This is a genomic window from Stenotrophomonas rhizophila (assembly GCF_003651185.1).
GTDB classification, from domain to species: Bacteria; Pseudomonadota; Gammaproteobacteria; order Xanthomonadales; family Xanthomonadaceae; genus Stenotrophomonas; species Stenotrophomonas maltophilia_Z.
Genome location: NZ_RCDC01000006.1, coordinates 54,674 through 80,481, shown reverse-complemented (window position 1 = coordinate 80,481; position 25,808 = coordinate 54,674). Strand labels below are relative to the sequence as shown.

Annotated in this window: 20 protein-coding genes; 12 read left to right on the top strand and 8 right to left on the bottom strand. The window is 63.0% G+C overall.

Annotated features, from left to right (window positions below; genetic code table 11):
• Positions 1-4 precede the first annotated feature (4 nt).
• Genes BCL79_RS14550 through BCL79_RS14540 form a run of 3 tightly spaced genes read left to right on the top strand, consistent with a single transcriptional unit; the run spans position 5 to position 5,776 of the window.
• Positions 5-2,974, top strand: a complete 2,970-nt coding sequence (locus tag BCL79_RS14550; protein ID WP_121042337.1) for a Z1 domain-containing protein — start codon at positions 5-7, stop codon at positions 2,972-2,974.
• The gene (locus BCL79_RS14545; RefSeq protein WP_121042335.1) at positions 2,955-3,983 is read left to right on the top strand and encodes a PD-(D/E)XK motif protein; all 1,029 of its coding nucleotides are present in this window, start codon (positions 2,955-2,957) and stop codon (positions 3,981-3,983) included. The genes BCL79_RS14550 and BCL79_RS14545 overlap by 20 nt, the downstream gene beginning before the upstream one ends.
• On the top strand, positions 3,974-5,776 hold the full coding sequence (locus tag BCL79_RS14540; RefSeq protein ID WP_121042333.1) for an AIPR family protein: 1,803 nt from the start codon (positions 3,974-3,976) through the stop codon (positions 5,774-5,776). Before BCL79_RS14545 ends, BCL79_RS14540 begins: the two co-directional genes overlap by 10 nt.
• Positions 5,777-5,986: 210 nt before the next feature.
• On the opposite strand, the gene BCL79_RS20130 is transcribed toward BCL79_RS14540, so the two are convergent.
• Genes BCL79_RS20130 through aceE form a run of 4 tightly spaced genes read right to left on the bottom strand, consistent with a single transcriptional unit; the run spans position 5,987 to position 11,713 of the window.
• The gene (locus BCL79_RS20130) at positions 5,987-6,628 is read right to left on the bottom strand and encodes a hypothetical protein (protein WP_147433909.1); all 642 of its coding nucleotides are present in this window, start codon (positions 6,626-6,628) and stop codon (positions 5,987-5,989) included.
• Complete coding sequence (locus BCL79_RS20125) at positions 6,625-7,413, bottom strand: TOPRIM nucleotidyl transferase/hydrolase domain-containing protein (RefSeq protein WP_147433908.1); 789 nt, start codon at positions 7,411-7,413, stop codon at positions 6,625-6,627. The genes BCL79_RS20130 and BCL79_RS20125 overlap by 4 nt, the downstream gene beginning before the upstream one ends.
• Positions 7,410-8,969: a DUF262 domain-containing protein gene (locus BCL79_RS14535; RefSeq protein WP_121042331.1), complete on the bottom strand. Its 1,560-nt coding sequence runs from the start codon at positions 8,967-8,969 to the stop codon at positions 7,410-7,412. Before BCL79_RS14535 ends, BCL79_RS20125 begins: the two co-directional genes overlap by 4 nt.
• Before the next feature lie 56 nt (positions 8,970-9,025).
• Complete coding sequence (aceE, locus tag BCL79_RS14530; RefSeq protein WP_088434592.1) at positions 9,026-11,713, bottom strand: pyruvate dehydrogenase (acetyl-transferring), homodimeric type; 2,688 nt, start codon at positions 11,711-11,713, stop codon at positions 9,026-9,028.
• A gap of 469 nt (positions 11,714-12,182) precedes the next feature.
• Here aceE and BCL79_RS14525 point away from each other — a divergent pair, with 469 nt between their 5' ends.
• From BCL79_RS14525 to BCL79_RS14515, 3 genes are all read left to right on the top strand, one after another.
• Positions 12,183-12,686, top strand: coding sequence for a PadR family transcriptional regulator (locus BCL79_RS14525; RefSeq protein WP_121042329.1), 504 nt, complete (start codon positions 12,183-12,185; stop codon positions 12,684-12,686).
• A 90-nt stretch (positions 12,687-12,776) separates the two neighbouring features.
• Complete coding sequence (locus BCL79_RS14520) at positions 12,777-13,574, top strand: siderophore-interacting protein (protein ID WP_121042327.1); 798 nt, start codon at positions 12,777-12,779, stop codon at positions 13,572-13,574.
• 57 nt (positions 13,575-13,631) lie between these two features.
• A complete protein-coding gene (locus BCL79_RS14515; protein ID WP_121042325.1) occupies positions 13,632-14,069 on the top strand; it encodes a hypothetical protein in 438 nt (145 codons plus the stop codon).
• A gap of 97 nt (positions 14,070-14,166) precedes the next feature.
• Here BCL79_RS14515 and BCL79_RS14510 read toward each other — a convergent pair whose 3' ends face one another.
• Positions 14,167-14,868, bottom strand: coding sequence for a YceI family protein (locus BCL79_RS14510; RefSeq protein ID WP_121042323.1), 702 nt, complete (start codon positions 14,866-14,868; stop codon positions 14,167-14,169).
• Positions 14,869-14,953: 85 nt separating this feature from the next.
• On the bottom strand, positions 14,954-15,544 hold the full coding sequence (locus BCL79_RS14505) for a malonic semialdehyde reductase (protein WP_088434587.1): 591 nt from the start codon (positions 15,542-15,544) through the stop codon (positions 14,954-14,956).
• A 129-nt stretch (positions 15,545-15,673) separates the two neighbouring features.
• On the opposite strand from BCL79_RS14505, the gene BCL79_RS14500 reads away from it, so the two are divergent.
• The 5 genes from BCL79_RS14500 (at position 15,674) to BCL79_RS14480 (ending at position 19,348) form a co-directional block, all read left to right on the top strand.
• Positions 15,674-16,645, top strand: a complete 972-nt coding sequence (locus tag BCL79_RS14500) for a mitochondrial fission ELM1 family protein (protein ID WP_121042321.1) — start codon at positions 15,674-15,676, stop codon at positions 16,643-16,645.
• A gap of 57 nt (positions 16,646-16,702) precedes the next feature.
• The gene (locus BCL79_RS14495; protein ID WP_121042320.1) at positions 16,703-17,566 is read left to right on the top strand and encodes a DUF2145 domain-containing protein; all 864 of its coding nucleotides are present in this window, start codon (positions 16,703-16,705) and stop codon (positions 17,564-17,566) included.
• 67 nt (positions 17,567-17,633) lie between these two features.
• Complete coding sequence (locus BCL79_RS14490) at positions 17,634-18,155, top strand: hypothetical protein (RefSeq protein WP_259462184.1); 522 nt, start codon at positions 17,634-17,636, stop codon at positions 18,153-18,155.
• A gap of 34 nt (positions 18,156-18,189) precedes the next feature.
• Complete coding sequence (locus BCL79_RS14485) at positions 18,190-18,717, top strand: hypothetical protein (protein ID WP_121042318.1); 528 nt, start codon at positions 18,190-18,192, stop codon at positions 18,715-18,717.
• A gap of 76 nt (positions 18,718-18,793) precedes the next feature.
• On the top strand, positions 18,794-19,348 hold the full coding sequence (locus BCL79_RS14480) for a queuosine precursor transporter (protein WP_046272868.1): 555 nt from the start codon (positions 18,794-18,796) through the stop codon (positions 19,346-19,348).
• A gap of 207 nt (positions 19,349-19,555) precedes the next feature.
• Here BCL79_RS14480 and glnE read toward each other — a convergent pair whose 3' ends face one another.
• Positions 19,556-22,396, bottom strand: coding sequence for a bifunctional [glutamate--ammonia ligase]-adenylyl-L-tyrosine phosphorylase/[glutamate--ammonia-ligase] adenylyltransferase (gene glnE, locus BCL79_RS14475; RefSeq protein WP_121042315.1), 2,841 nt, complete (start codon positions 22,394-22,396; stop codon positions 19,556-19,558).
• A gap of 380 nt (positions 22,397-22,776) precedes the next feature.
• On the opposite strand from glnE, the gene BCL79_RS14470 reads away from it, so the two are divergent.
• A complete protein-coding gene (locus BCL79_RS14470) occupies positions 22,777-24,291 on the top strand; it encodes an acetyl-CoA hydrolase/transferase family protein (protein WP_070471520.1) in 1,515 nt (504 codons plus the stop codon).
• 83 nt (positions 24,292-24,374) lie between these two features.
• On the opposite strand, the gene hglS is transcribed toward BCL79_RS14470, so the two are convergent.
• A complete protein-coding gene (gene hglS / locus BCL79_RS14465) occupies positions 24,375-25,742 on the bottom strand; it encodes a 2-oxoadipate dioxygenase/decarboxylase HglS (protein WP_121042313.1) in 1,368 nt (455 codons plus the stop codon).
• Positions 25,743-25,808: the final 66 nt, after the last annotated feature.

Here is a 25,808-nt window from a genome sequence, read left to right as displayed (position 1 = left end):
ACCCATGAGTGACTCAAGCGAAAGCAGCGTTATCAAGATTGTCCAGGAGCTTTTGGCTGGCGAGAAAGATTCAGGACCGATCACTCCCGCATTGATTGACGAGAAGATTAGCCTGGTGCTGATGATGAATCGAAAGTGGGCAGCCGACCTTGATCGTGACGCTGTTACAGACGAGCTTATCCGTCGATTCAGTGTGTGGATCGGTGATGACGTCAGTCTCTCCGACGATCGCGGTCATGAACCCTGGCTCGACTCCTCTAGGAAAGAGGACTGGCGTTACTGGCAGCGGTACCGGGAGATGATCGAGAAGGACTTGTCTTGGGACATCGCTGACAAACTGGACAAATCAACCGACAAGATTCTGGGGATGCTTGAGGATCCTCTGCGTTCTGGGCAGTGGAGTCGCCGGGGGCTGGTTGTCGGGCACGTGCAGTCGGGCAAGACAGCGAGCTATACCGGCCTCGTATGCAAGGCGGCGGACGCGCAATACAAGATAATCATCGTCCTCGCCGGTCTTCATAACAACCTGCGATCCCAGACCCAGATACGTCTTGAGGAAGGCTTCCTGGGGTATGAGACCAACTCTACGCATGATGCACTCAAGCGCGTGGGCGTCGGCTTGATCGATAGCGACATGTCCATCAAGCCCAATTGCGCTACAACACGAGCTGATAACGGTGATTTTGGTGGGCTAGCTGGAAAACAATTTTCGATCAGTCCCGAACAGCGGCCTTGGCTTTTTGTCGTCAAGAAGAACAAGTCGATACTTGTCAGGCTTCTCAAGTGGATTCAGTCGCACGTCGCCGACGCTCCTGTTCCAGGCGCGGAGCCGGCCTCCGCGAACACGAAAGAACTCCCCATCGTGGCCAGAAGAGCTACCAAGTTCCCATTGCTCATCATTGATGACGAAGCTGACAATGCCTCGGTTGACACAGGTGAAATGGTAGTCGACGAAGAAGGGAAGGCCGATGAAGAACATGACCCAACAACGATCAACAAACTGATCCGGCGCATATTGAATTCATTCTCGCGCTCAGCGTACGTGGGCTACACCGCCACTCCTTTCGCAAACATCTTCATTCATGAGCGCGGTGAGACACGGAACGAAGGCCCTGATCTCTTCCCCTCCGCGTTCATCCAGAATCTGGCGGCACCGGACAATTACGTCGGCCCTACGACGATGTTTGGGCGCGCGTCCCCGGAGGGTCGCAAGGGACAGCTTCCACTGACCCAACCTGTGGGTGACTATCAATCAGACGACAAAACAACGGGATGGATGCCTGCGGGCCACAAGATCGACCATGTTCCGGTGTGGAGCAATGAACACGCGCTGCCACCAAGCCTAAGAGAGGCAGTCGACTCCTTTATCCTGGCATGCACTGTCAGGAAGCTCCGTGGCCAAGGAAAGAAGCATAGCTCGATGCTCGTTCACGTCACACGATTCAACAACGTCCAGAAGGTGGTAAAGGCTGACATTGACGATTACGTCAAGCATGCCCGACAAGCGATTGGGCGCGGGATTGAACACGCCGACGCCCTATCCAGCCTGCAGGACCTGTGGAACCGTGACTTCCTTCCTGCTTCTGCCGCGGTTCGTGAGCTTGGGTTGGGTGACCTTCCCAGCGCAGATGCTACTTGGCAAGACGTCGCGTCTGCGCTACCGGGAGTACTCGATGACATCGAAGTTCGAATGATCAACGGAACTGCCAAGGATGCCTTGGATTACGAGCAGAACAAGGACCGAGGCCTCAAAGTCATCGCCATCGGTGGCGACAAGCTTGCGCGCGGCCTTACGTTGGAGGGCCTCTGCACCAGCTACTTCCTGCGCGCATCAAAGATGTACGACACGCTGATGCAGATGGGGCGGTGGTTCGGATACCGTCCGGGCTACCTTGATCTCTGCCGTCTCTATACATCCCCGGACCTCATCCGCTGGTTCAAGCACATATCTGATGCATCAGCAGAGCTGAGAGAAGAGTTCGATCTCATGGCCAACTCTGGGGCCACGCCGAGGGAGTTTGGCCTGAAGGTCCAGTCGCATCCCGAGATGATGGTTACGTCGCAGATCAAGATGCGGAGCGCGAAGACACTGCACCTTTCGTACAGTGGTGAGCTTGTTCAGACAGTCAGCTTCCCGACTGATCAACCGACTCTGAATCGAAACCTGGATGCAGGTAATCGACTTGCTGTGCAAATGGGGAAACCTGACGAGAGCAACCCCATAAAGGCGGCATACCAAGGGGGCTCCAAGGAGTGGCAGGGGCATCTCTGGCGAGGTGTCGACTTCACAACCATAGCCGACTTCCTTGACAGCTACAGCACGCTGTCAGCCGCCCACCGGGTGAACAGCAACGTGCTTGCTCAGTTCATCCGCAAGATGGCGGGAACAAATGAGCTCACGGAGTGGACAGTGGTTGTTTTGGGGACTCAATCGGGTGAGCCCTATGAGCTTGCTCCAGGGATCAGTGTTGGCATGGCGCGCAGAAAAGCGGATTCGATGGAGGGGAGCCGATACTCGATTGGCGTCCTCCTTGATCCAACCGACGAGTCAATTGACGTAAGCCAGGATCAATGGGACGCCGCACTGGCGCTCACCGTGTCCACTTGGGAGAAGAAGGAGGAGAAGAAAAGTGCTTCGCCTCCGGACACCCCCAGTGGCGTGGCACTGCGCCGAGTTCGAGGCAAGGGAACTTCAACCGTAACGGCGGAACCAGAGAAGGGCCTCCTGATTCTGTATGTTCTCGATCCAGCTCGTGCGGGTGCCAAGATTGGGGAGGATTGGGAGCGCCCGAAGAACCTTGCAGGCGCCCCACCCGTGTTGGCGTTTGCCGTGAGCTTCCCTGGAAGCAGCTCCGATATCAAGGTTCCCTACAAGGTGAACAACGTCGGTTGGGAGAGCGAGTATTCCGACATCCCCGAGTACGTCATCAACAATGTAGGCTGGGAGGATATGAATGCTCCGCTCCGGCAGTGACACAGAGCTGGTCACCGCGTGGCGCGCCCTGAGCGGCATTGCCACAGGGGATGGCTGGAAGGTTATCGAGCTTTTCAGTATCGGCAACTGCTGCGTGATGGCAGGCCGTCGTGGCGCGCGGAATGAAGAGAGCGTCTTGGTCGGCATCAGGGGAAACGTGCCATCCCAGCCATTTCAACTCCCGCGCGGCCAGGGGTTCAGCCTCATCAGCACTGAGCTTCAGGGCTACCCTGCGGGCCACTCGTGGTTTGCCTTGGTTCGACAGGAATCGGGATCGCTTGAGCTTTTTACGAAAGTGGCGGTAGATCTTGTGAACCTTATGGAGAGCACGTCAGTTCAGGATGGTCTGCGAATTCATAGTGCAATGATCTCCAGGATCCGTGCCTGGCAAGCCTTCATGAAGCGCGACAGCGATGGCGTTCTTTCCACGGAGGAAGAGATTGGGCTCTTTGGAGAACTCTTGGTTCTTCAGAACCTTCTGGACGATGGAGTTTCAGAGTTCGACGCTCTCGACAGCTGGGCTGGGCCTGACGACGGGCTGCACGACTTCCTGCTTGGTGATGGCGCAATCGAAGTGAAGACAACCTTGGCACCGGCAGGATTTATCGCAATAATTTCCAACCTTGATCAGTTGGATGACAGCCTGCACCAGCCCCTCTTTGTTGCGGCGGTTCGTCTGGCTCAACTGAGTGAGGGATCAACCCTTCCCGACCTGATTGACCAAGTGGCTGGACGAATCCACGATCCTGGCGCATCTGCCTTGCTGAACAGTCGGCTCGTCTCGGCTGGCTACATGGACATAACTCGAGCCGAGTACACAAGGCGCTTCCGGTCCAGTGAGCTCACATATCGAATCGTATGCGCTGACTCGCCTCGCCTCACTCGTTCCAGCGTGCCCGCAGCAATCCATGAGGCACGTTACTCGCTCGATCTGGATGCATTTCCGATTGCGGCGTCCACTTACGCTGAAATTTCGACTAGTCTTGGAGTGAAGAATCAATGGAATTGACCGATTTCCTTTCGCAGATTCGCGCGGAAGTACAGGATGAAATAGAGGATCGCATGTCCGTTTCGGGGGCCGCCTATCCCTATCCGGAGCTGGTTTTCGCCGAGATTACGATGCGCCACATGGAAGAAGTGGGCATGACGTACGAGCCACAGGTCTGCCACGTCGATACACGCGTCCATGTGGGAAACATCAGGCTAAGCGGATACTCCATCTCTGAGGACGGGGAACGCCTTGACCTGTTCGTGACGTCCTACAAGGATTCGGACATGGTCCAGGCGGTTCCGGACTCTGAAGCAAAGCAAGCAGCGGAGTACTGCTTCCGATTTCTTTCCCAATCTGCCCAGGGAAAAATGACGAAGACGCTCGATCCATCGAACGATGCGTACGAACTCGCGGTGCATATTGAGCGTGGCTATCGGGACTTCGAGGAAATCCGGATCTACGTGCTGACGGATGGCCAGGTAAAGACCAAGAACTTCAAGTCGCAGGAGGTCGGAGGCCGGACCGTACGACTTGAGGTGATGGACATCGAGAGGCTCAACCGCCACCTGTCAGAGGGAAAGCCGAGGGACGAGCTGGTAGTCAATTTTGCAGAAGTAGCAGGCACCCCGCTCCCGTGCGTCTATATCCGGGGCGAGGAGGACAGCTATGACTACGCGATGACGGTATTCCCGGCCGACGTGCTTCGCCACCTGTATGACAAGTACGGCGCCCGTCTTCTTGAGGCAAATGTGCGCTCATTCCTGAGCGCCACTGGAAAGGTCAACAAAGGCATCCAGGCCACGCTACGCTCAGAGCCAGAGAAGTTTGTCGCCTACAACAATGGCATTGTGGTGGTCGCCGACGAAGTGAGCCTTGGAAAGACCAGCGATGGTGGCCCTGGCATTGCGTGGCTGAAGGGCATGCAGATCGTCAACGGTGGTCAGACCACTGCATCCATCTACTTCACGAAGAAGAAGTTTGCGGACACAGACTTGTCAAAGGTTCAGGTTCCGGCGAAGGTCGTAATTCTTAAGACTGAAAACTCGGCTGCGGAAGAAGCGCTTATCAGCGACATCTCGCGGTTCGCGAACAGCCAGAACACTGTCAAGCAGTCCGATTTGTCTGCAAACTCGCCATTCCACGTTGAACTCGAGAAGCTGTCGGATACCGTCTACCTCCCAGATGGTGTCGGCCGCTGGTTCTATGAACGTGCGTCAGGTAGCTACAACACCAAGCTGGCACGCGAAGGCAGTACGCCCGCCAAGTACCGGGCCCTCAAGACCGCAGTCATTCCCCCGGCCCGGCGCTTGGTCAAGACAGACCTCGCCAAGTTCCTGAACTCTTGGGATGGGCGACCAGACCAAGCTAGCCTCGGCGGTCAGAAGAACTTCGCCCGCTTCATGGACGATGTGAAAGAACGGGAAGAGCATGGAGAGTCCGTGGTCCCGGATGCAACCGGGTTCAAGCAGATGATTGCCAAAGTCATCATATTCAAGCAGGTTCAGTCGCTGGTACGTCCGCTACTTCCTGCGTTTCAAGGCAACGTTGCCATCTACTTGGTCGCACTGCTGTCGCGGCAGCACGGTTTGGATATTGATCTGATGAGGGTCTGGGAGCAACAAGGCCTCTCTGATGCCTTCAAGGATCAGATCCGGATATGGGCCAAGGAGGTGAATGCGGCACTACATTCCTCGGCGAAGGGAAAAATGATCAGCGAGTGGGCAAAGAAGGAGGAGTGCTGGCTGGCTCTTGAGAAACTACCCCTCAGCCAGCTCGTCCAAGCGCTGCCAGAACTTAAGCAGCGGGAGTAAACAGTGCAGCAAAGAGAGGGAGCTGAGTCTGAAGACAGAGGGGATTTTTGGATATGTCCACAGCCTGCGCCTCTGGCGCAAGCTGTGGAGGAATTATCCCAGCATATCTCGGATCACCAATGGATAACGATCACTTACGACCTGAGCAGTCGCTAATCTCATCGAAACGCTTAACGGGAAGACCTTCCGAATGACTATGATCCCAGAATCTCAAAAAATCAGATACGGTTTCGGAGCGTGAGGATGTCTTATTGGAGCTGCCACACCTGGCAGGTGTATATCGACCTGCTGCCAAAGCTGACCACAGCAAGAGAGAGCACTGAATTCGTCACACCCCTGAAGCGCCTCGTCGAAGACCTCGATTAATTTCTCGCATTCCACCTTGAGCCAGACAATGAAATCAGCAGCGCTTTCTGCGCACTGTACGTATTGAAAGCGCGACTTGATTTCGGCAAAAATACTACAGAATCCGGGAAGGAAAGAAGGATGGTCGCTGGGTGCAGTGACCGCGCACCTATATCCGATCCAAGTGGCGCCCGCCACGGCCGCTGCTACGCCAAGTTCAAGTGAAGTGTTGCAGGCCCATGCGAACACCCGTCGTCCTCGCAAATCTTCGCAATCGGTAACCGCGAAGGCATGGCTCGCAGAGTTCTCAAACACCGCTTCCCTACTACCATGGGCCATCAACAGCACAGCCAATCCACGATTGTCATCCATCGCGGTCAATAATGAGTGCCGCGTAGCGTCCTTGCCGATCAGGGCGATATCCAAAAGCGACACAAGGCCGCGAGCAACTGCAGCATTTGCGGCTGTTGCCTCATCGTGCTCGGTAGCAAATACGATGGTACTCATTTCTTTCGTGCCGACCTTGCAATCAGGTCCCGTGAGACGCGGAGAAGCTCCGTAGAGTATTGCATTCCTATTGGGGTGCCTTCGGAAATCTCGATAGCGAGATCTGCCGCGTTCAGCGCCTTTCCACCCACTGTCTTCCATACAAGTGAAGAAGCCGGAAGCTCTCGAACGATCGATGAGATCGCGTCGCGGCTTATACTTGCCGAGAGGGATTTCTCTCTAATTTTCGACTCAATTCCGAGCTCATCGAATATTCCAGCCACAAATGCAGCAAAGGAGGGACTTCTTCCAGCCGCCACGGTCAAGTCAATCGCGCTGGCGATACCCGCAGGGTAGACGCTCGCCCCTCCCTTGAAAATCTGACGGGCAACATATTTCGGATACGGAATGAGGTCGGGTAGAGGGAGGCGCTCGGCGGTCTGCCGCGCCAGCTTGGATCGCGCATACATCTTGGGAACCTGGGGATCCGCAAAGAGCCAGGCCTCGATAGTCGGAACCGCGCAAAATACCGGCCCGCACTCGGCTCTCAACTGGATACGCGCCAACTCAACCGAGTCTGCTACTGAAACTTGATCGGCATCTACCAATGCGGCCACGCGCTGACCCTGCTCTCTCAGGAATGCGAACCGTTCAGCAACCTTCTGCTTTCCACCACACGCGATCACGCCAACTCGATCACCGACGCTTGCGATTTCGCGCAGTATATCCTCTACAATTATCCGATCGGAATCAGCCTCCACTAAAATCAATAATTTCCCCCCAACCTCATCATTCGCTGTGGTCATGATTTATACCCCGTGTTGCAGTACGGGTGCGTCATCTGCGCGTTAGCTGAATTACCCATTCCACCCTCACGTTTACGACGCTTATGATCAAAGGAAACGGATTTTGTTGGCATCATGTATCCAGAGCAAATCGGGCATTTCAGCGCAGACTTCAGAGACTCGGAAATAAAAACCTGCACCTTAACTTCGTCACTGAATGACGCGCCTTGAGCCTGATCACCGAGATCCAACATTCGACCTCGAACCTGAATATGCTCCATGACAATATTAAGGGCGGGAATCCCTTTGTTAAGGTAATAATATTGGACGAGAAAATTAAAGAGCTTTTGCATCCTAACGATTCGCTGATTCTTATTGGTATTCTGCAGAATCAAGCCCAAGGTATTCTTGTTTTCGATAAGAAATGCTTCCACACCGCTTCTAGCTTCAGTAAATCGCTTAAAAAACTCTCCGTTTGAGTTTTTTACTGCGGCCGAAATCACAGTCGCGAAGCCTAGGAACAGAAATCTGTTGTAACGCCCCTTCTCGTTGTAAAAATAAACTGCAGGGTGCACCCCAAGACTTCCCGCGCTATTCCCTGTGATGCGACTTGTCACATCTTTGGCACGCCGAAGGATGTCCACGACCTTGTTCCCCACCAAATCCTCAGTTTGGGCATCTATAGGGTCCGGAGTGGAGCTGGGACTACCAGTGATGGAAAGGTAGTCAATCAATAGTGCGTGTGCGTCAACCGGAGAAACGGATCCTCCAAACGGCACCTCCAACGTTCTAATTGGAGGAACGGCTTCAGGCTGAAAAAGAAGCTTGTAAAGCTCCTCGGCCGCGGATTCAATTTTACTCCTCACCTTTTCCTCGAAGCCGGACCAGTACTGATGGCCCGTGCCAGCCCGCAGCACTGCCCGCGCGGCAATAGCAGTGGGCTTCCTCCTATGCCTAATGAGCAACTCTTCGATGTCATCGAGAGGGGTGCCTTGGGAGTTAATCTTAAAGAAAGAGGTTTCCGCAGTCTCCGCGCTCCCTTGCACCCATTGAAGATTAAGGGGCCGGGTGGCAAGGCGTCCAGCGCGGATTTTAGACCTCTCTTCCCCTACATTGGGCTGACCAACTAAACCTGCTAGCGACGTATATCTGCCAACCTCCTTCTCAACTAGCGCTCGCGTTCGCCTTGCGACCGCGCGTTGCTCTGCAGAGATTTCACCCTTATAAAATTCATAGGAGATCGCCCCGTCACCGTAGTCGTCTTCAACCCACGCCCTGAGCGCACTCAGTCTATGACCGCCATCAATAACAAATATGTAAGTCGGCGACTTCCATAGAATTAGAGATGGAATAACCTCGTTGTCCAGGAAGCTGGCGATGAAAGTTGATAGCTGATCCGGGGTCCACTGATTCGTTTCCCGCTGAAAATCTGGCTTTCGCAACATGCGCAAGATGTGTGAGCCAGGCGCGAGATTGGCCAGCGGAAAATCCCTAATTAGCTCGAGCTCAAAGTTCTCATCTGCCACAGCAAAGTCCGCACGCTGAATCATGGCATCCAATGTAACTTTCTTGGCCATTTAACATCCCTATCTATTGTCCAAAAAAAAGCCCCCTCGATGAGGGGGCTTCGACTTCAAACCCCTACAGGGTTAGCCTTCTCAGGATCAATCTTGTACTGCTTGATCGCCCGGGCCACATCCTTACCCGTCATCTTCCCTTCCTTCGCCAGCGCCGCAATCGCGGCATGCGCGATGTAGTACCGGTCAACCTCGAAGAAGCGACGCAGGTTCGCACGGGTATCCGAACGACCAAAGCCATCCGTACCCAGCACCGTGTACGACATCGGCACGAACGCGCGGATCTGGTCCGCATACGCACGCACATAGTCGGTCGCGGCAATCGCCGGGCCCTGGCGGCCTTCCAGCAGCTCGGTCACGTAGGCCTTGCGCGGTTCGGCTTCCGGGTGGAAGCGGTTGTAGCGCTCGGCATCGAAACCATCGCGACGCAGTTCGTTGATGCTCGGGCAGCTCCAGATATCGGCGGTGACGCCGAAGTCCTTGTCCAGCAGCTCGGCGGCAGCAATGGCTTCACGCAGGATGGTGCCCGAACCCAGCAGCTGCACGCGCAGCTCACCCTTCTTCGGCTTGCCGGCGTCGGTGAGCAGGTACATGCCCTTGACGATGCCGTCGGCCGCGCCTTCCGGCATTTCCGGGTGGGTGTAGTTTTCGTTCATCAGGGTGATGTAGTAGTACTCATCAATCTGATCTTCCATCATGGCCTTGGTGCCGTGCTGCAGGATCACCGTCACTTCGAAGCCGAAGGTCGGGTCATAGCTGCGCACGTTCGGGATGCCACCGGCGACGATATGGCTGAAGCCATCTTCGTGCTGCAGGCCTTCACCGTTCAGCGTGGTGCGGCCGGCGGTGCCGCCGAGCAGGAAGCCACGGGTACGCATGTCCGCAGCCTGCCAGGCGATGTCGCCCACGCGCTGGAAGCCGAACATCGAGTAGTAGATGTAGAACGGCAGCATCGGCACGTTGCTGACCGAGTAGCTGGTACCGGCGGCCATCCAGGAGCTGATCGCGCCCGGCTCGCTGATGCCCTGCTGCAGCACCTGGCCGCTCTGGTCTTCGCGGTAGAACATCAGCTGGTCCGCATCGACCGGCTTGTACTTCTGGCCGAACGGGGCGTAGATGCCGATCTGGCGGAACAGGCCTTCCATGCCGAAGGTACGGGCTTCGTCGGCCACGATCGGCACGATGTGCGGGCCCAGTTCCTTGTCGCGCAGGGTGATGTTGAGGCTCTGCACGAAGGCCATGGTGGTGGAGTAGCTGCGCTCGCCGCTGCTCTTGAGCAGGCGCTCGTAGCTTTCCAGCTTCGGTGCGTTGAAGCTCTTGGTCGCCTTACGGCGGCGCTGCGGCAGGTAGCCACCCAGGGCGGCGCGGCGTTCCTGCAGGTACTTCACTTCCGGCGAATCCGGGCCCGGGTGGTAGAACGGCACCTGGCCATCGGCCAGCTGCGCATCGGTCACCGGGATGTTGAAGCGGTCGCGGAAGTGGCGGACGGCATCGTCGTCCAGCTTCTTGGTCTGGTGGGTCGGGTTGAGTGCTTCACCCGCGCTGCCCATGCCGTAGCCCTTGACCGTCTTGGCCAGGATCACGGTCGGCATGCCCTTGGTGTTCACGGCCTGGTGGTAGGCGGCGTACACCTTGTGCGGATCGTGGCCACCACGGTTGAGGCGCCAGATGTCGTCGTCGGACAGGCCGGCGACCATCGCAGCGGTTTCCGGGTACTTGCCGAAGAAATGCTCGCGGGTATACGCGCCACCGAAGGCCTTGCAGTTCTGGTATTCGCCGTCGACGGTTTCCATCATCAGCTTGCGCAGGACGCCATTGGTGTCCTTGGCCAGCAGGGCATCCCAGTAACCGCCCCACAGCAGCTTGATGACATTCCAGCCGCCACCACGGAATACCCCTTCCAGTTCCTGGATGATCTTGCCATTGCCACGCACCGGGCCGTCCAGGCGCTGCAGGTTGCAGTTGACCACGAAGATCAAGTTGTCCAGGCCTTCGCGGCCGGCCAGCGCGATCGCGCCGAGGGTTTCCGGCTCATCGCTCTCGCCGTCGCCGATGAAGCACCACACCTTGCGGTCGGACTTCTCGATCAGGCCACGGTTTTCCAGGTAACGCAGGAACTGCGCCTGGTAGATCGCGGCGAGCGGGCCCAGGCCCATCGAGACGGTCGGGGTCTGCCAGTAATCGGGCATCAGCCACGGATGCGGGTAGCTGGAGAGGCCACCGCCGTCGACTTCCATGCGGAACTTGTCCAGCTGGGCTTCGTCGATGCGGCCTTCCAGGAAGGAACGCGCATAGATGCCCGGGGCACTGTGGCCCTGGATGAAGAGCAGGTCGCCCGGGTGGTCTTCGCTCGGGGCGCGCCAGAAGTGGTTGAAGCCCACGTCATACAGCGTGGCGCCGGAGGCGAAGGAGGCGATGTGGCCGCCCAGGTCGCCCGGCTTGCGGTTGGCGCGCACGACGGTCGCCATCGCGTTCCAGCGGATGATGGAACGAATGCGCCATTCCAGTTCGGCGTTGCCCGGGCTCTTGGCCTCCAGGGTCGGCGCGATGGTGTTCACGTACTCGGTGGTGGGAGAGAACGGCAGGTAAGCACCCGAACGACGGGTCAGTTCCACCATGCCTTCCAACAGCTGATGCGCGCGCTCGGGGCCCTCGACATCAATTACGGCCTTCAGCGACTCGATCCATTCCTGGGTTTCCACAGGATTCGGGTCGTTGTTCAGCACCTCGTTCAACCAGTTCATTTGCGCTCCCATGACCGCACGCACGCGCGCGACTGTTTTAGATTTCTAGCCGCAAAGTGTAGCGCACCAAGGGGTTTGCTTACTTCGCTACGGTTGCGTATGGAACCATCCCGGCGTGTCCGGAAGGACAGCAGGCGACAGCGCGAGGGCCGCGCCGGAAGGTTCCACGCTGCATTTCAGCCTGCCCGGTGGCGATGACACCGGCGCGTCAGCAGGACACCGATGGACAGCGCAGCCGCTGCGGCGCAGGCGATTGGCGCGGAACGTGCGCGAAGCGACGGCGTTGGAGCGCCCATCGGCGTGGATCATCGGTGCTCTTGGGAGGCGGCAACCGGGTGCAGTGTTCCACCACAAGCACGCACCGTCACAGGAGAAATAGACCTGAACGCATCCCTGCCATGCGCGCGCAGATGCTGGCCGAACCGGAGTTTTCGATATATCGTTCCGCCACTGCATTCGATATATCGAAATGACCTCTCCGCGCGACCTCGACCGCCCTGCCCGGCCGCTGACCGCCCGGCCCCTCAGCCGTGGCGACCTGCGCCTGCTGGTGCTGTCCCTGCTCGCCGACCAGCCGCGCCACGGCTATGAGCTGATCCAGCTGATCAGTGACATGTTCGTGCGGGTCTACACGCCCAGCGCCGGCTCGATCTACCCGGTGCTGGCGCAGTTCGAGGCGGCTGGCTGGGTGGGCGCAGTCGAGGACGGTGGGCGCAAGCGTTACGCGCTCAGCGCGCTGGGCCAGGCCGAGCTGGAGGCACAGCGCGACGAGGTCGATGCCGCGGTGCACCGGGTGCGCGACAGCGCGCGCACGATCACCAAGGCCAACCTGCCGCCACCCGTGCGCGATGCGTTGCGCGAGCTCAAGCACGCGCTGGGCCTGTGCCACGGCCGCTGGCAGGACGACAACGCCGCGGCCGTCGCCGAGGCGCTGCGCGAGGCCGCCGCGCGGATCCGTGCGCAGGGCCGCTGACCTCCCTTCTTCCTTTCAGACCCAGCCAGCCACCGCCCGCCAGGTCCTTCTCTCTCAACGCCGCGCTGCGGCACTGATCCAGGTATTCCCATGGCTCTGCATGAAAACCGACTGCTCCGTCATACCGTGAAGTTCCGCCCGCTGCAGGTGCTGCGCACCGAAGAGATCAGCCCGTGCATGCGCCGGGTGATCGTCGGGGGCGAGGCGCTGGAAGGCTTCGATTCGCCCTCGCCGGATGACCACGTCAAGCTGTTCTTCCCCAACGCCGAGGGCCAGTTCGTGGTCCCGACGATGACCCCGGAAGGCCCGCGCTACCCGGACGGGGAGACGCCCTCCCCCTCGCGCGATTACACCCCGCGCTGGTGGGATCTGGAGACCCACGAGCTGGCGCTGGATTTCGTCATGCACGGTGACGGCCTGGCCTCGACCTGGGCCGCCAACGCGCAGCCGGGCGATGCGATCGCCGTGGGCGGACCGCGTGGCTCGCACATGACCGCCGATGACTTCGATACCTACGTGCTGATCGGCGATGAAACCGCGCTGCCGGCGATCGGCCGCTGGCTGGAGACGCTGCCGGACGGCGCGAATGCCGATGTTTACATCGAGATCCCCGAATCCGGCGACCGCCAGGAACTGCCGGAGGACGACCGCATCCGCATCTCGTGGCTGGAGCGCAACGGCTTCGACGCCGCCAGCAGCACCCTGCTGGAGGACGTGCTGACCGATTTCGAGGAACCGGACGGCGACACCTTCTACTGGATCGCGGCCGAATCGCGCCGGGCCCGGATGATGCGCAAGTACATCGAGGGTCACCTGGGTGTGCCCAAGGACTGGATCCGCTCGACCGGCTACTGGAAGGCCCACGGCAGCGAGCACCACGACGACTGAGCCCGCGACGGGCACCGGCCGCGAATGCGACAATCGCGTTTTGTGCCGGTGCCTTTCATGCAAGTCTCTCCTCTTTCGGCACTGACCGATCTGATCGACCGCGCCGAGCGGGCCGATCCCGCGCTGGATGCCGCCCTGGCGGCGCTGGCGCCTTCCGTGGGCGAGAACATCGCCCCGCTGCGCACCGCCCTGGTGCCGCTGGCCCGCGCGCAGGCGGCGCTGGTGCAGGCGAACATCGATATCGACCTGGTCGCCGATGACCTGCGCCGTTACCAGAAGTACGCGATGCCCGGTAAGCCGAGCCTGCAGATCGTGCAGCTGCGCAAGCAGCAGGCCTCGGTGAAGCAGGCCGCGCTGCTGGCCCGCCAGGCGTTCGCGCAGGCCACCCATGCGTTCCTGCGTGAGAGCGGCTTGACCGCGCCGGCACGGCGCACGCCGACCGATTTCACCACGCTGTGGCTGGGCAAGGTGAGCGCGCAGGTGGCGGCGGGTTGATCAGGTACGGTAGTGCCGGCCGCTGGCCGGCTCGCCCTATAAAGAAAGCCCGCCAATTGGCGGGCTTTCTGCCTTCTCACGACGAGTGAGGAGAAACTCAGGCAGCCGGCTTCTCGCCAGTGGCCTCGGTGGTGATGCGGATGTTCACTTCATCGCTGACGTTCGGGGCGTACGCGCCGACGCCGAAGTCGCTGCGCTTGATGGTGGTGGTGGCATCGAAGCCCGCCGCCGGCACCTTGGCCATCGGGTGCTCGCCGCCGCCATTGATGGTGACATCCAGGGTCACCGGCTTGGTGATGTCCTTGATGGTCAGATCGCCGGTCACGGTCAGCTTGTTGGTGCCGTTGGCCTCAACCTTGGTGCTCTTGAAGGTGGCGGCCGGGAACTTGGCGGCGTCGAAGAAATCGGCGCTCTTCAGGTGCTCGTCGAACTTGGCGGTGAAGCTGTTCAGGCCGGTCAGCGGCAGCTTCACTTCCACGGTGGACTTGGTCACGTCAGCGGCGTCATACACCAGGGTGCCTTCGGCGCTGCCGAAATGCGCGGTCGGGTGCGAGAAGCCGAAGTGGCTCCACTGGACCAGCACGTCGGTGTGGGTCGGGTCGAGCTTGTAGGTGCCCGAGGCGATCTGGATGGCCTCGGCGGCCGGGGCGGCAGCCGCGGCGTCCGCAGCCGGGGCGGCGGTTTCGGTGGCGGCCGGCGCGTCAGCAGCCGGGGCAGCGGCTTCGTCGGCCGGCTTGGAGCAGGCGGCGATGGCCAGGGTCAGGGCGAGCGGCAGCAGCAGTTTGCGGGTCACGGTCATGTCAGGTCTCTCTCGTAATCGAAGGGAAAAGAAAAAAATTCATGCAGCCCATCCGCACGGACGGGCCACGATCCGGCGGTAACGCTTATGCGATGCGGGCGGCTTCGTCGAAGGACAGGCGAGGCAGCCGCGGGAACAGGCCCGAGGCGTCACCGTACCCCAGGTTGACGAGGAAATTCGACTTGATCGCGGTGCCCTTGAAGAAGGCTTCGTCGACCTTGGCGTTGTCGAAGCCGGACATCGGGCCGGCATCCAGACCCAGCGCGCGGGCGGCCAGGATCAGGTAGGCGCCCTGCAGGCTGCCATTGCGGAACGCGCCTTCGGTGCGGCCTTCACGCGGGCCGTCGAACCACGCCTTGGCATCGGTGTGCGGGAACAGGAACGGCAGCTTCTCGTGGAAGTCTTCGTCGAAGGCGACGATCACCGTGACCGGGGCGGCCAGGGTCTTGTCGTGGTTGCCTTCGGACAGGGCCGGGGCGAGCTTGGCCTTGGCTTCCGGGGATTTCACGAACACGAAGCGCGCCGGGCTGCCGTTGGCGGCGGTCGGGCCCCACTTCAGCAGCTCGTACAGCGCCTTCAGCTGGCTGTCGTCGACCGGCTTATCAAGGAAGGCGTTCTGGGTGCGGGCGGTACGGAACAACTGATCGAGCGCAGCATCGTCAAGGACGTGGGACATGAAGCCTCCGGAAACAAGGGGAATCGTTCGCGCATCGGCTACCGTGGCAGGGCGACCGCGCGATCGGCGAAGGCTGGCAGTGTAGAGTGTCGCGACAGTTGCAACACCCAGCCTGACTGAAACGAATTAATGCCATACGTGAAACGATGGAGTCCGCCCTGGACGATCACTGACGGCCGTGCCGGCAATGTGCGGCAGGCGGTGGCCCTGGCCACGGCATTGAAGCTGGGGGCGCATCGTCCGCTGGTGCTCACCCCGCGCGCGCCCTGGCGCTGGCTGGCCCCGCGGTGGCTGCCCGGTGCCGCCAAGGGCTACGGTGACGCTTTCGCAGCCCTGGCCACCGACGCCCCTGAGCTGGCCGTCGGTTGTGGCCGCCAGGCGGCCGGTGCGCTGCGCGAACTGCGCCGCCGTGGCACCAAGGTCGTCCAGATCCTCGACCCCCGCCTCAGCCCGCGCCACTGGGACCTGCTGGTGGTGCCTGAGCATGACCGGCTGCGCGGCAGCAACGTGCTCACTCTGCTCGGCAGCCTGAATCCGGTCAACGATGACTGGCTGGCCTGCGGCCGTGCCGCCTTTGCAGCATTCAGCGCCCTGCCTGGCCCGCGCACCGCGCTGCTGGTCGGTGGCCCTACCCCGCATGCCCCGTGGCATGAGCCGGACATGGTGCAGGTGTTCCAACAGCTCGCCTCCCAGCTGCGCGAGGAAGGCGGCAGCCTGCTGGCCACGACCTCGCGACGTACCCCACCGGCCCTGGTCGGGGCGCTGCGCAGTGCGTTTGCCGATGTGCCGAATGTGATCTGGGGCGATGGCGGCGACGGCGTGAACCCGTATGCCGGGCTGCTCGGCTGGGCCAACCGCGTGGTGGTCTCGCCGGATTCGGTGAACCTGCTCTCTGAAGCGTGCGCCACGCGCATGCCGGTCGCCGTGGCCCTGGCCGACCAGGCGCAGGGACGGCTGGCGCACTTCCAGCACGCGCTGCGCGACCGTGGCCGGTTGCAGGCGCGCTGGCTGGACTGGCAGACGCAGGGCCGCATCGAGCCGCTGCGCGAGACCACGCGCGTTGCCGAGGACGTACGCGCGCGGTTGGAGATTCAGGCCTGACGGCATCGCACAGCGTTATGATGCGGCCGCGGCCGGTGCCGCCGGAGACTGTGTGACATGGATGTACCCTTCGCTGCACTGATCAAGCGCCTGCACCCCGTTCTGCTGTGTGGTGTATTGCTGGGCGCTGCGCTGACCGCACACGCCGAACCGCAGTGCACCGAACGCTATCCCACACCGGCTGCGTTGGCCTCCATGTTCGATGTGGCCCTGGCCACCACCGACGCATTGGATGCACTCGATGGCGTGGACGTGGTGCTGATCGCCCGCGGTGGCCAGGACCTGAGCAAGTACGGCCTCCGCCACAGCCATCTGGCCTTCCTGCTGCGCGAAGACGATGGGCAGTGGCGCGCGGTGCACCTGCTCAATCCGTGCAAGACCGCTGAGTCGCACCTGTTCCGCGAAGGGGTCGCCACCTTCATCGGCGAGACCTCCAGCCATACCGACCTGCGCATCGGCGTGCCGACGCCTGCGCTGCGCGATGCACTCAAGGCGATGCTCACCCAGCCGGCGATCCAGGCCAAGGCGCTGCATGAAGCGCGCTACAGCGTGGTGGCGTATCCGTTCCGCACCGAGTACCAGAATTCCAACCAGTGGATCCTGGAAGTACTGGGCGCGGCGATGGCGCAGGTGGAAGAGCGCACCCTGATTGTCAACCGCACCCAGGCGCAGCAATGGCTGCAGCGGCACATGTATACGCCCAGCACGCTGCACATCGGCGTGGCCAAGCGGCTCGGCGCGCGCTTCTTCGTGCCCAATGCGGCCGTTACCGACCACCCGGCCAGCGAGCGCATTTCCGGCAATTACTCGGTGGTGACGGTGGAATCGATCTTTGATTTCCTGCAACTGCGCAGCAGCCTGCAGCAGGAGCTGGCCGTGCCGCATGTACCGGTGAAAGGCATTACCGCCCCCAAACCGTGAGTCAGCAGCGGGCAGCCCGCCAGCGGGCATACTGCGGACCCAAGTTGAGACATCAGAAGGATCTTCGATGACACGTGTTTCGCGCAGAGTCGTTGCACCGCTGCTGGCCATTGCCGTGTGCGCGGCCAGCCTGCCCGCGCCCGCGCAGGTGGTGGGCATCAATCACCCGGTGACCAGCAGCGTCATCGTCACCTCGGTGGTGAGCGTGGTGGTGGTGACCGCACCGGTGTGGCTGGTCTCGGCCGGCCTGAGCAAGGCCAGCGACGCTTCGGCCCGACGCAGCCGCGCGGCCAAGGACGCACGTGGCAAAGCCGGGCCGCTGCCGCCGCTCACCGTGGAGAAGGTGGAGCACACGCCAGAAGGCGGCATCGAGATGGCCCTGCAGAATCCGCAGGCACCGGACGACCTGGCCGTGATTGCCTGGCCCGCGCGCGAGGACAACCCGGCAGCCGCGGTGGCGGTGGGCGACGTACTGGCGCTGACGCCCACCCAGGGCGGCGCCGGCTGGACCGTGACCACGGCCGAAGGCACGGCCTTGGCCTTCCTGCCCATCGATGCGGCGGCGGCGCAGCCGAGTGCACGTTGGTAACCCCTTGCTGTCCACCGTCTCGCGGAGCTATTGAATGAACCGGATATCCCGTCCTGCCGTTGCGCCACTGCTGGCGCTGGCCTTGCTCGCGACCAGCCTGCCGGTCAGCGCCCAGAACCTCAGCAATGCCTCGCCGGTCACCAGCAGCGTCCTCACCACCTCGGTGGTGAGCCTGGCGGTGATCACCGCACCGGTCTGGCTCAGTGCGTTGGGGGTCAGCGAACTGCATGACGCCTCCATGCCGCACAACCTGACCGCCCGGGCCGCGAAGCGGCAGAAGGCCGGCCCGCTACCGCCGCTCACCGTGGAGCGCGTGGCGCACCAGCCCGACGGCAGCTACCAGGTGGCGCTGAAGAACCCGCAGGCCCCGGATGCACCGGCCGTGGTGGCCTGGCCGGCGCGTGCCGACAACCCGGCGGCAGGGGTGAAGGTGGGCGATGTGCTGGCGTTCACGCCGACCCCGGCCGGCGCGGGCTGGATGGTGGCCGATGCCAAAGGCGCCGCGCTGGCGTTCCTGCCGACCCAGGATGCGGCGGCCACCAGCATGAGCGAACGCTTCTGACTGAACCGGTCCGGGCTGGCCCTGGGCCGGCCAAGCCCGGATAATCCGCCGCTTCCCCCGACTTCCCCGGCTCGCCATGTCCGCGCGTCCTGCCATTGCCTTTGCCCCGTTGACCCCGCGCTCGCTGCTGCTGGCGGTGCTGGCCATGGGCGCGGTGGTGCTGGGCTCGAACGTGCTGGTGCAGTACCCGATCAATGACTGGCTGACCTGGGGTGCCTTCAGCTACCCGGTGGCATTCCTGGTCAGCAACCTGATCAATCGCCGCTTCGGCCCGGCGGCGGCGCGGCGGGTGGCCTGGGCCGGGTTCGCGTTGGCGGTACTGCTGTCGATCTGGATCGCCACGCCGCGGATCGCGGTGGCCTCGTGCCTGGCCTTCATCGCCGCGCAGCTGCTGGACATCACCGTGTTCGACCGGCTGCGCCGCGGGCACTGGTGGCGCGCGCCGATGGTCGCAACGACCTGCAGCGCGACGCTGGATACGACGATTTTCTGGAGCATCGCCTTCGCCGGTTCCAGCCTGCCGTGGGTGAGCTGGGCGCTGGGCGATCTGGCGGTGAAGCTGACGATCGGCGTGTTCCTGCTGGCGCCGTTCCGCGCGTTGCTGTGGAAGATGGCACCGCGCGCGGTGTGACATCGGGCGCCGATCGTCCGGTGTAGCGCTGGCGGTCGGGTATCACCCTGGGTCGGGCATCGCTCTCGGCCGGGTATCGCTATCGGTCGGGCATCACGATGGGTAGTGCCGGCCGCTGGCCGGCTCAGCAGAGTTCATGGGAGCCGGCCAGCGGCCGGCACTACCGGTGCCAGAGCGGTGCGAGGTCGATGACGGTGCAAACCGCCGTCAGCTGACGACATCGATCCGTTGTTGGAACGGCAACCCCGCCGCATCGCTTGCGGCGGTGATCATCGCGCGCGCCGCCTCCAATGCAGGGGTCGGTGGCGCCAGGCGCGGGCGGCGGTCCAGCGTGCAGGCCAGGCCCACATCCAGCAGCGCTGCGTGCGCCTCGTGCAGACCATCGCGGGTGCCGCCGGGCAGCCAGGCGATGTCGGCGAGTACATCGATCAGGCTGGGGGTATCCCGCGGCAGCACCGCCTGCGGATGTGTGCCGGCGCTGTCGAGCACGCCGGTCTGCAGCAGGAATTCGAGATCGACAATGCCACCTGCGCCCTGCTTGAGATCGAGCCGTGCGGCATCGCTGCGGTCCAGTTCGGCACGCATGCGCGCCCGCATCTTCAGCACATCGGTGTAGAGCACGGTGTTGTCGCGCGGGCGCGCCAGCGTCTGCGCGCGCACCCGTTCGAAGTCGGCCAACAGCGAGTCATCGCCGGCGATGGCACGGGCACGCACCAGTGCCTGGTGCTCCCAGGTCCAGGCGCGTTCGCGCTGGTATTCGGTATAGCTGGCCAGCGAGGACACCAGCGCGCCTTTGCCGCCATCCGGGCGCAGCCGCACGTCGATGTCGTACAGGCGGCCGGCGGCGGTGACCGCGCCGAGCATCGCCATCACCTTCTGCGCCAGGCGCGCATACCAGCGGCCGGGGTCCAGCGGGCGTGGACCGTCGCTGCTGTCCTGATCGGCCGGGTGATCGTGCAGGAAGACCAGATCCAGATCCGAGCCGAAGCCCAGCTCCAACCCGCCCAGACTGCCGTAGCCGATGATGGCGAAACGCCCGCCGGGAATGCCACCGTGCTGGCGCTGCATGTCGGCCTGCACCAGCGCGAGTACCGTGACGACCACCGCCTGCGCGAGTTCGGCCAGTTGCCGGGTGGTGTCGACGGCGCGCTGGCGACCATCCAGCGTGGCCATCGCCATGCGGAAGCTCAGCGCCAGCCGGATCTCGTTGAGCAGCCGCAGCGCGGCTTCGGGATCATCGATGGTCAGCGCGACAGCGCACTCGGCCTGCATGCCCGCGGCGTCCGGCATCGGGCCGGAGACGCGCACGTCCAGCAGTTCATCGAGCAGCAGCGGATACGCCGCCAGGCGCTCGGCCAGCAATGCGCTGCGTGCAAGTACATCGACCAGGCGCGCCAATGCGCTGGGCTGTTCGTCGAGCAGGGCGAGATAACTGGTCCGGCGCAGGACCGCCTGCAGCAGGCCGAGTACGCGCTTGAGCGCGGCATCCGGCTGCGGTGAGCGCGTGGCGGCGTGCAGCAGCGCCGGCAGCACGCGGTCCAGGCGCGCACGCGCGGCATCGGACAAGGACTTCACCCCGGAGCTCTGCGCGAAGTCGCGCAGGGATTGATCGGCGCTGCCGGCATCGAAGAAGCCGGCCTCGGCCAGCACCTCGGCGCTGCCGTTGTCGGGCAGGCCACGCCAGTAGCTGGCCAGTGCATCCGGCGCGGCCTGGCCCCGGCGCGGTGCGAGCAGCGCGGCGAACTCGGTGCTGACGCGCTCGCGCTGCACATCCAGCGCGGCAACCAGCGCGTCCCAGTCGTCGTAACCGAGTCCGCTGGCGATGCGCAGGCGGTCAGTGGTGTCGGTGGGCAGTGCATGCGTCTGTGCATCGCGCAGCATCTGCAGGCGGTTTTCCAGGCGACGCAGGAAACCGTAGGCATGCAGCAGGTCGGCGCCGTCCTGTTCGGCCATCTGGCCGGCGGCGACCAGCGCGGGCAGCGCATGCAGCAGGCGACGCTCGCGCAGCGGCGCTTCGCGGCCCCCGCGGATCAGCTGCAGCGCCTGCGCGAGGAACTCGATTTCGCGGATGCCGCCGGGGCCGCGCTTGATGTCATCGTGCATCTCGCGGCGCGAGACCTCGGCGGTGATCGCGGCCTTCATTTCGCGCAGGCCATCGAGCGCGGTGAAATCCAGATAGCGGCGGTAGACGAACGGGCGCAGGGTCTGCAGCCACGCTTCGCCGGCGGCGATATCCCCGGCGACGGCACGCGCCTTCAGCCAGGCATAGCGCTCCCAGTCACGGCCTTCGCGCTGGAAGTACTGGTCCATGCCGGCGAACGACAGCGCCACGCGCCCGGCATTGCCGAAGGGGCGCAGGCGCAGATCGACGCGGTGGCTGAAGCCATCCACGGTGGTGTCATCGAGCAACCGCGCGAGGCGCTGGCCAAGGCGTGCGAAGTATTCCTCGGCGGCGAGCGGGCGCGCGCCATCGGATTCGCCGCCCTGCGGGTAGGCGTAGACCAGATCCACGTCCGAACTGAAATTGAGTTCCCCACCGCCCAACTTGCCCAGCCCGAACACGACCAGCTGCTGCGCGCTGCCGTCCGCCGCACGGACCACGCCATGGCGGCCGGTGAATTCCTGCTCCAGCGCGGAGAGCGCGAGCTGCAGGCACTCCTCCGCCAGGCGGGTGGCACCGGCAAGCGTGGCAGGCACGTCATCCTGCCCGGTCAGGTCGCGCCAGATCAGGCGGGTGGAGGCGGCGGTGCGGTAGCGGCGCAGGCGCTGCTGCCATTCGCTGGGCTGCAGCGGGTCCAGTTCCGGCAGGGGCAGCGGTGGGCAGCCTTCCTGGGTGAGATGCGACAACAGCGCCGGCTGGCGGCACAGGGTGTCGATGGCGAAATCGCTGGTGACGGCCAGCGCGTGCAGGGTCGCCAGTACGGGTGCCGGAGGCGGCCAGTGGCCGCCATCGGTCAGCGACAGGGCCAGACGCGCCAGGGCGCGATCAACCAGGGGAACAAGGGCGTCGGGGACGCGCGCGGGCGCGGCGAGGTCGGAAATCGGCATGAGGGGATTATGTGGCATCGCGGCGTGGTGTTTCCCGGCCAGGCGCCATGCCGGTGACGCGCGGGAACCAACGGACGCGTAGCGAGGCATCGGGCGGAGCGGAGCGGCGTGCCTTTGCCCGAACGGCGAGCATAAAAAAGCCCGCTTGCAGCGAACTGCCAGCGGGCTCTGCTCCCTCCCCCACGTCGGGATGCAGGTCGATCTTCTAGGGTCGGCGACGAACTTGCACGCTGCACTGCAAAACAATACTTGCGGGTACAGAAGTAGGCGGCAAACCTGAACAGGGAGGCGCCGATGTGAAAACGCCATCCCACCAAGGTAGAACCCCTCCCGCTGCATGGATCGCCGATAATGGCGATCCCCCCAAAAACGTTGTCGTCATGTCTGTCGATCGCATTGCAAACGCGCGTCTGCGTGACCGCGTTGTCTCCGCTGAAGCCGCCGCCGCCCTGATCCAGCCGGGTGAAACCGTCGCCATGAGCGGCTTTACCGGTTCAGGTTATCCCAAGGCGGTGCCGGTCGCGCTGGCGCAGCGCATCGAAGCGGTGCACGCCCAGGGCCTGCCCTTCCAGATCAGCCTGATGACCGGCGCCTCGACCGCGCCGGAGCTGGATGGCGCGCTGGCCAAGGCCGATGGCATCGCGATGCGCATGCCCTTCCAGAGCGACCCGGATGCGCGCAACCGCATCAACGAGGGCAAGCTGGATTACATCGATATCCACCTCAGCCATGTCGCCCAGCACGTGTGGTTCGGCTTCTATGGCGATATCGATACTGCGGTGATCGAGGTCTCGGCGATCCGCGAGGACGGCTCGCTGGTGCCCTCCACCTCGGTCGGCAACAACAAGACCTGGCTGGACCTGGCCAAGAAGGTGATCGTCGAGGTCAACGAATGGCAGCCGGCCGGCGTGGACGGCATGCATGACATCTACTACGGCACCGCGCTGCCGCCGCACCGCAAGCCGATCCCGCTGGTGCACGCCAACGACCGCATCGGTGAGACCGCGCTGCGCTGCGACCCGGACAAGATCGTCGCCGTGGTGCGTACCAACGGCCCGGACCGCAACAGTCCGTTCAGCCCGATCGACACCACCAGCGAGCAGATCGCGCAATACCTGATCGAATTCCTCAAGCACGAAGTGGCCAAGGGCCGCCTGCCGGCCAATCTGCTGCCGCTGCAGAGCGGCGTGGGCAACATCCCCAACGCGGTGCTGGCCGGGCTGGCCAAGAGCGGCTTCCGCGATCTGAGCGCGTTCACCGAGGTGATCCAGGACGGCATGCTCGATCTGCTGCGCGATGGCGTGCTGAGTTACGCCTCGTGCACCGGCTTCGCGCTGAGCCCGCAGGCGAACGAGACCTTCAAGGAACACATCGATTTCTACCGCGAGCGCATCATCATGCGCACGCAGGAGATCTCGAACCATCCGGAGCTGGTGCGCCGCCTGGGCTGCATCGGCATGAACGGCATGATCGAGGCCGACCTGTACGGCAACGTCAACTCGACCCACGTGATGGGCAGCCGGATCATGAACGGCATCGGCGGCTCGGGTGACTTCGCGCGCAACGGCTTCCTGTCCGCGTTCCTGAGTCCTTCGACGGCGAAGAACGGCAGCATCTCGGCGATCGTGCCGATGGTCAGCCACGTGGATCACACCGAACACGATGTGTCGGTGATCGTCACCGAACAGGGCCTAGCCGATCTGCGCGGGCTGACCCCGCGCAAGCGCGCGCGGGTGGTGATCGACAACTGCGCGCATCCGGATTTCCGCGATCAGTTGAACGATTACTTCGACCGCGCCAGCCGCGAGAGCTATGGCAAGCACACCCCGCATCTGCTGCCCGAAGCGCTGTCGTGGCACCAGCGGTGGCTGGATACCGGAACGATGAAAGCCTGAGGATGCACGGTACCGACCGACGGTCGGTACCTGCCGGGACGTTCTGTTTCCGGGTAGTGCCGGCCGCTGGCCGGCTCCTTCCGTCAGCCGCCCCGCAGGCTTGCCAGCGATTCGGCCTGCAGCCGCGCGTAGATCGCGAACTCGTCCTCCACCGTCATGCCCAGCGCCTGCTCGAAGGCATCGCGGTTGGCATGTGCGGCGTAGGCGCGCTGTTCGTCGCCGCCGAGATTGGACTGGAAGATGCCCGCGGCGCTGACCGGCAGGAAATCCTCGTAGACGATCGGATCGGCACTGGCCAGCCCGGCGGCAATCAGCGCTTCGGCCGGCAGATCACCCACCGCACCCGGGTTGGCGCGACCGGCGTCGGTCAGCGCGTAGCGGTAGTACCCCAAGACCTCGCGGCGCAGGGTGTCGTGGTCATCCGGAAAGGCGGTGAAGGCCGCGGCCAGACGCGTCGGGTAATCCTGGCCGGTGCTGCCGGCACCCCCACTGTCTCGCGCCTGCGCAAGCAGCTGGTCGTATAGCGCGCGCCCTTTGGGCGTCAGGGCGAGGCCGCGCTGTTCGATCTCACCGAAACGCGCGGTATGCGTGCCGGCGTCCGCTGCCTCCCCCGAGGGGAAGTGCACGGTTTCTTCCAGCGCCTTGAAGCTGGTCTGGCGCAGCAGGATCGGGCAGCGGCGCGGTGGCGGACCTTCGATCACGGCCTTGGCGTCGATGCCACGGGCCAGCATGCCGTCCTGCGCAGCGTCGATGTCCAGCGTGCGCGGGGTCAGGTGATTGATGTGCGGGCCGCGGAAGCTGACCACATCGGCGATCAGCCGGTGCGCGTCATGCAGCGCGTGATAGGTATCCAGTGACACCGTGGCGTCGCCATGCCAACGGAAGGTCTCCAGTGCTTCGATGACGAAGCGGCGCGCATCGGCCTCGTCGAGGCCACCCTCGCGTTCGGCCTGCGCGATCAGGGCCAGCGCGGTGTCGGTGAAGATCCGGCGCTGGGCAAGAATGGCAGCGGACTGCTCGCGCAGCGCGGCGTTCTCGATCAGCTCCAGCCGCAGCAGCGAGGTGAACACGCGGAACGGATTGCGCGCCAGCGCCTGCGCGGTGCGCGGGCGGAAGGCGGTGGAATGCACCGGCACGCCGGCCACCGAGAGGTCGTAGTAGCCGATCGGGTACATGCCCATCAGCGCGAACAGGCGGCCCAGCGTGGCCAGTTCTTCCGCCGTGCCGACCCGGATCGCACCATGGCGTTCGTGGTCCAGCCGGGCGCGTTCATCGGTGCGGTCCAACTGCTCGGCCAGCGCCGGAGTGGCGGTCAGCACGGCGTCGTTGATCTCGGCCACCAGGTCGACGAGGGTGCCGTACAGCGGCACCTCGGTGCGGTACATGGTGGACATCGCCTGGGCGAACAGGCTGCGGATATCGTCGGGTGAAACGAAACAGTCGGCGCTCATTACGTACTCGGCAACGGATCACGAGGGGGGCAGCAATCGCGCATTGTCGCCGAGCGCGGGGGTTAC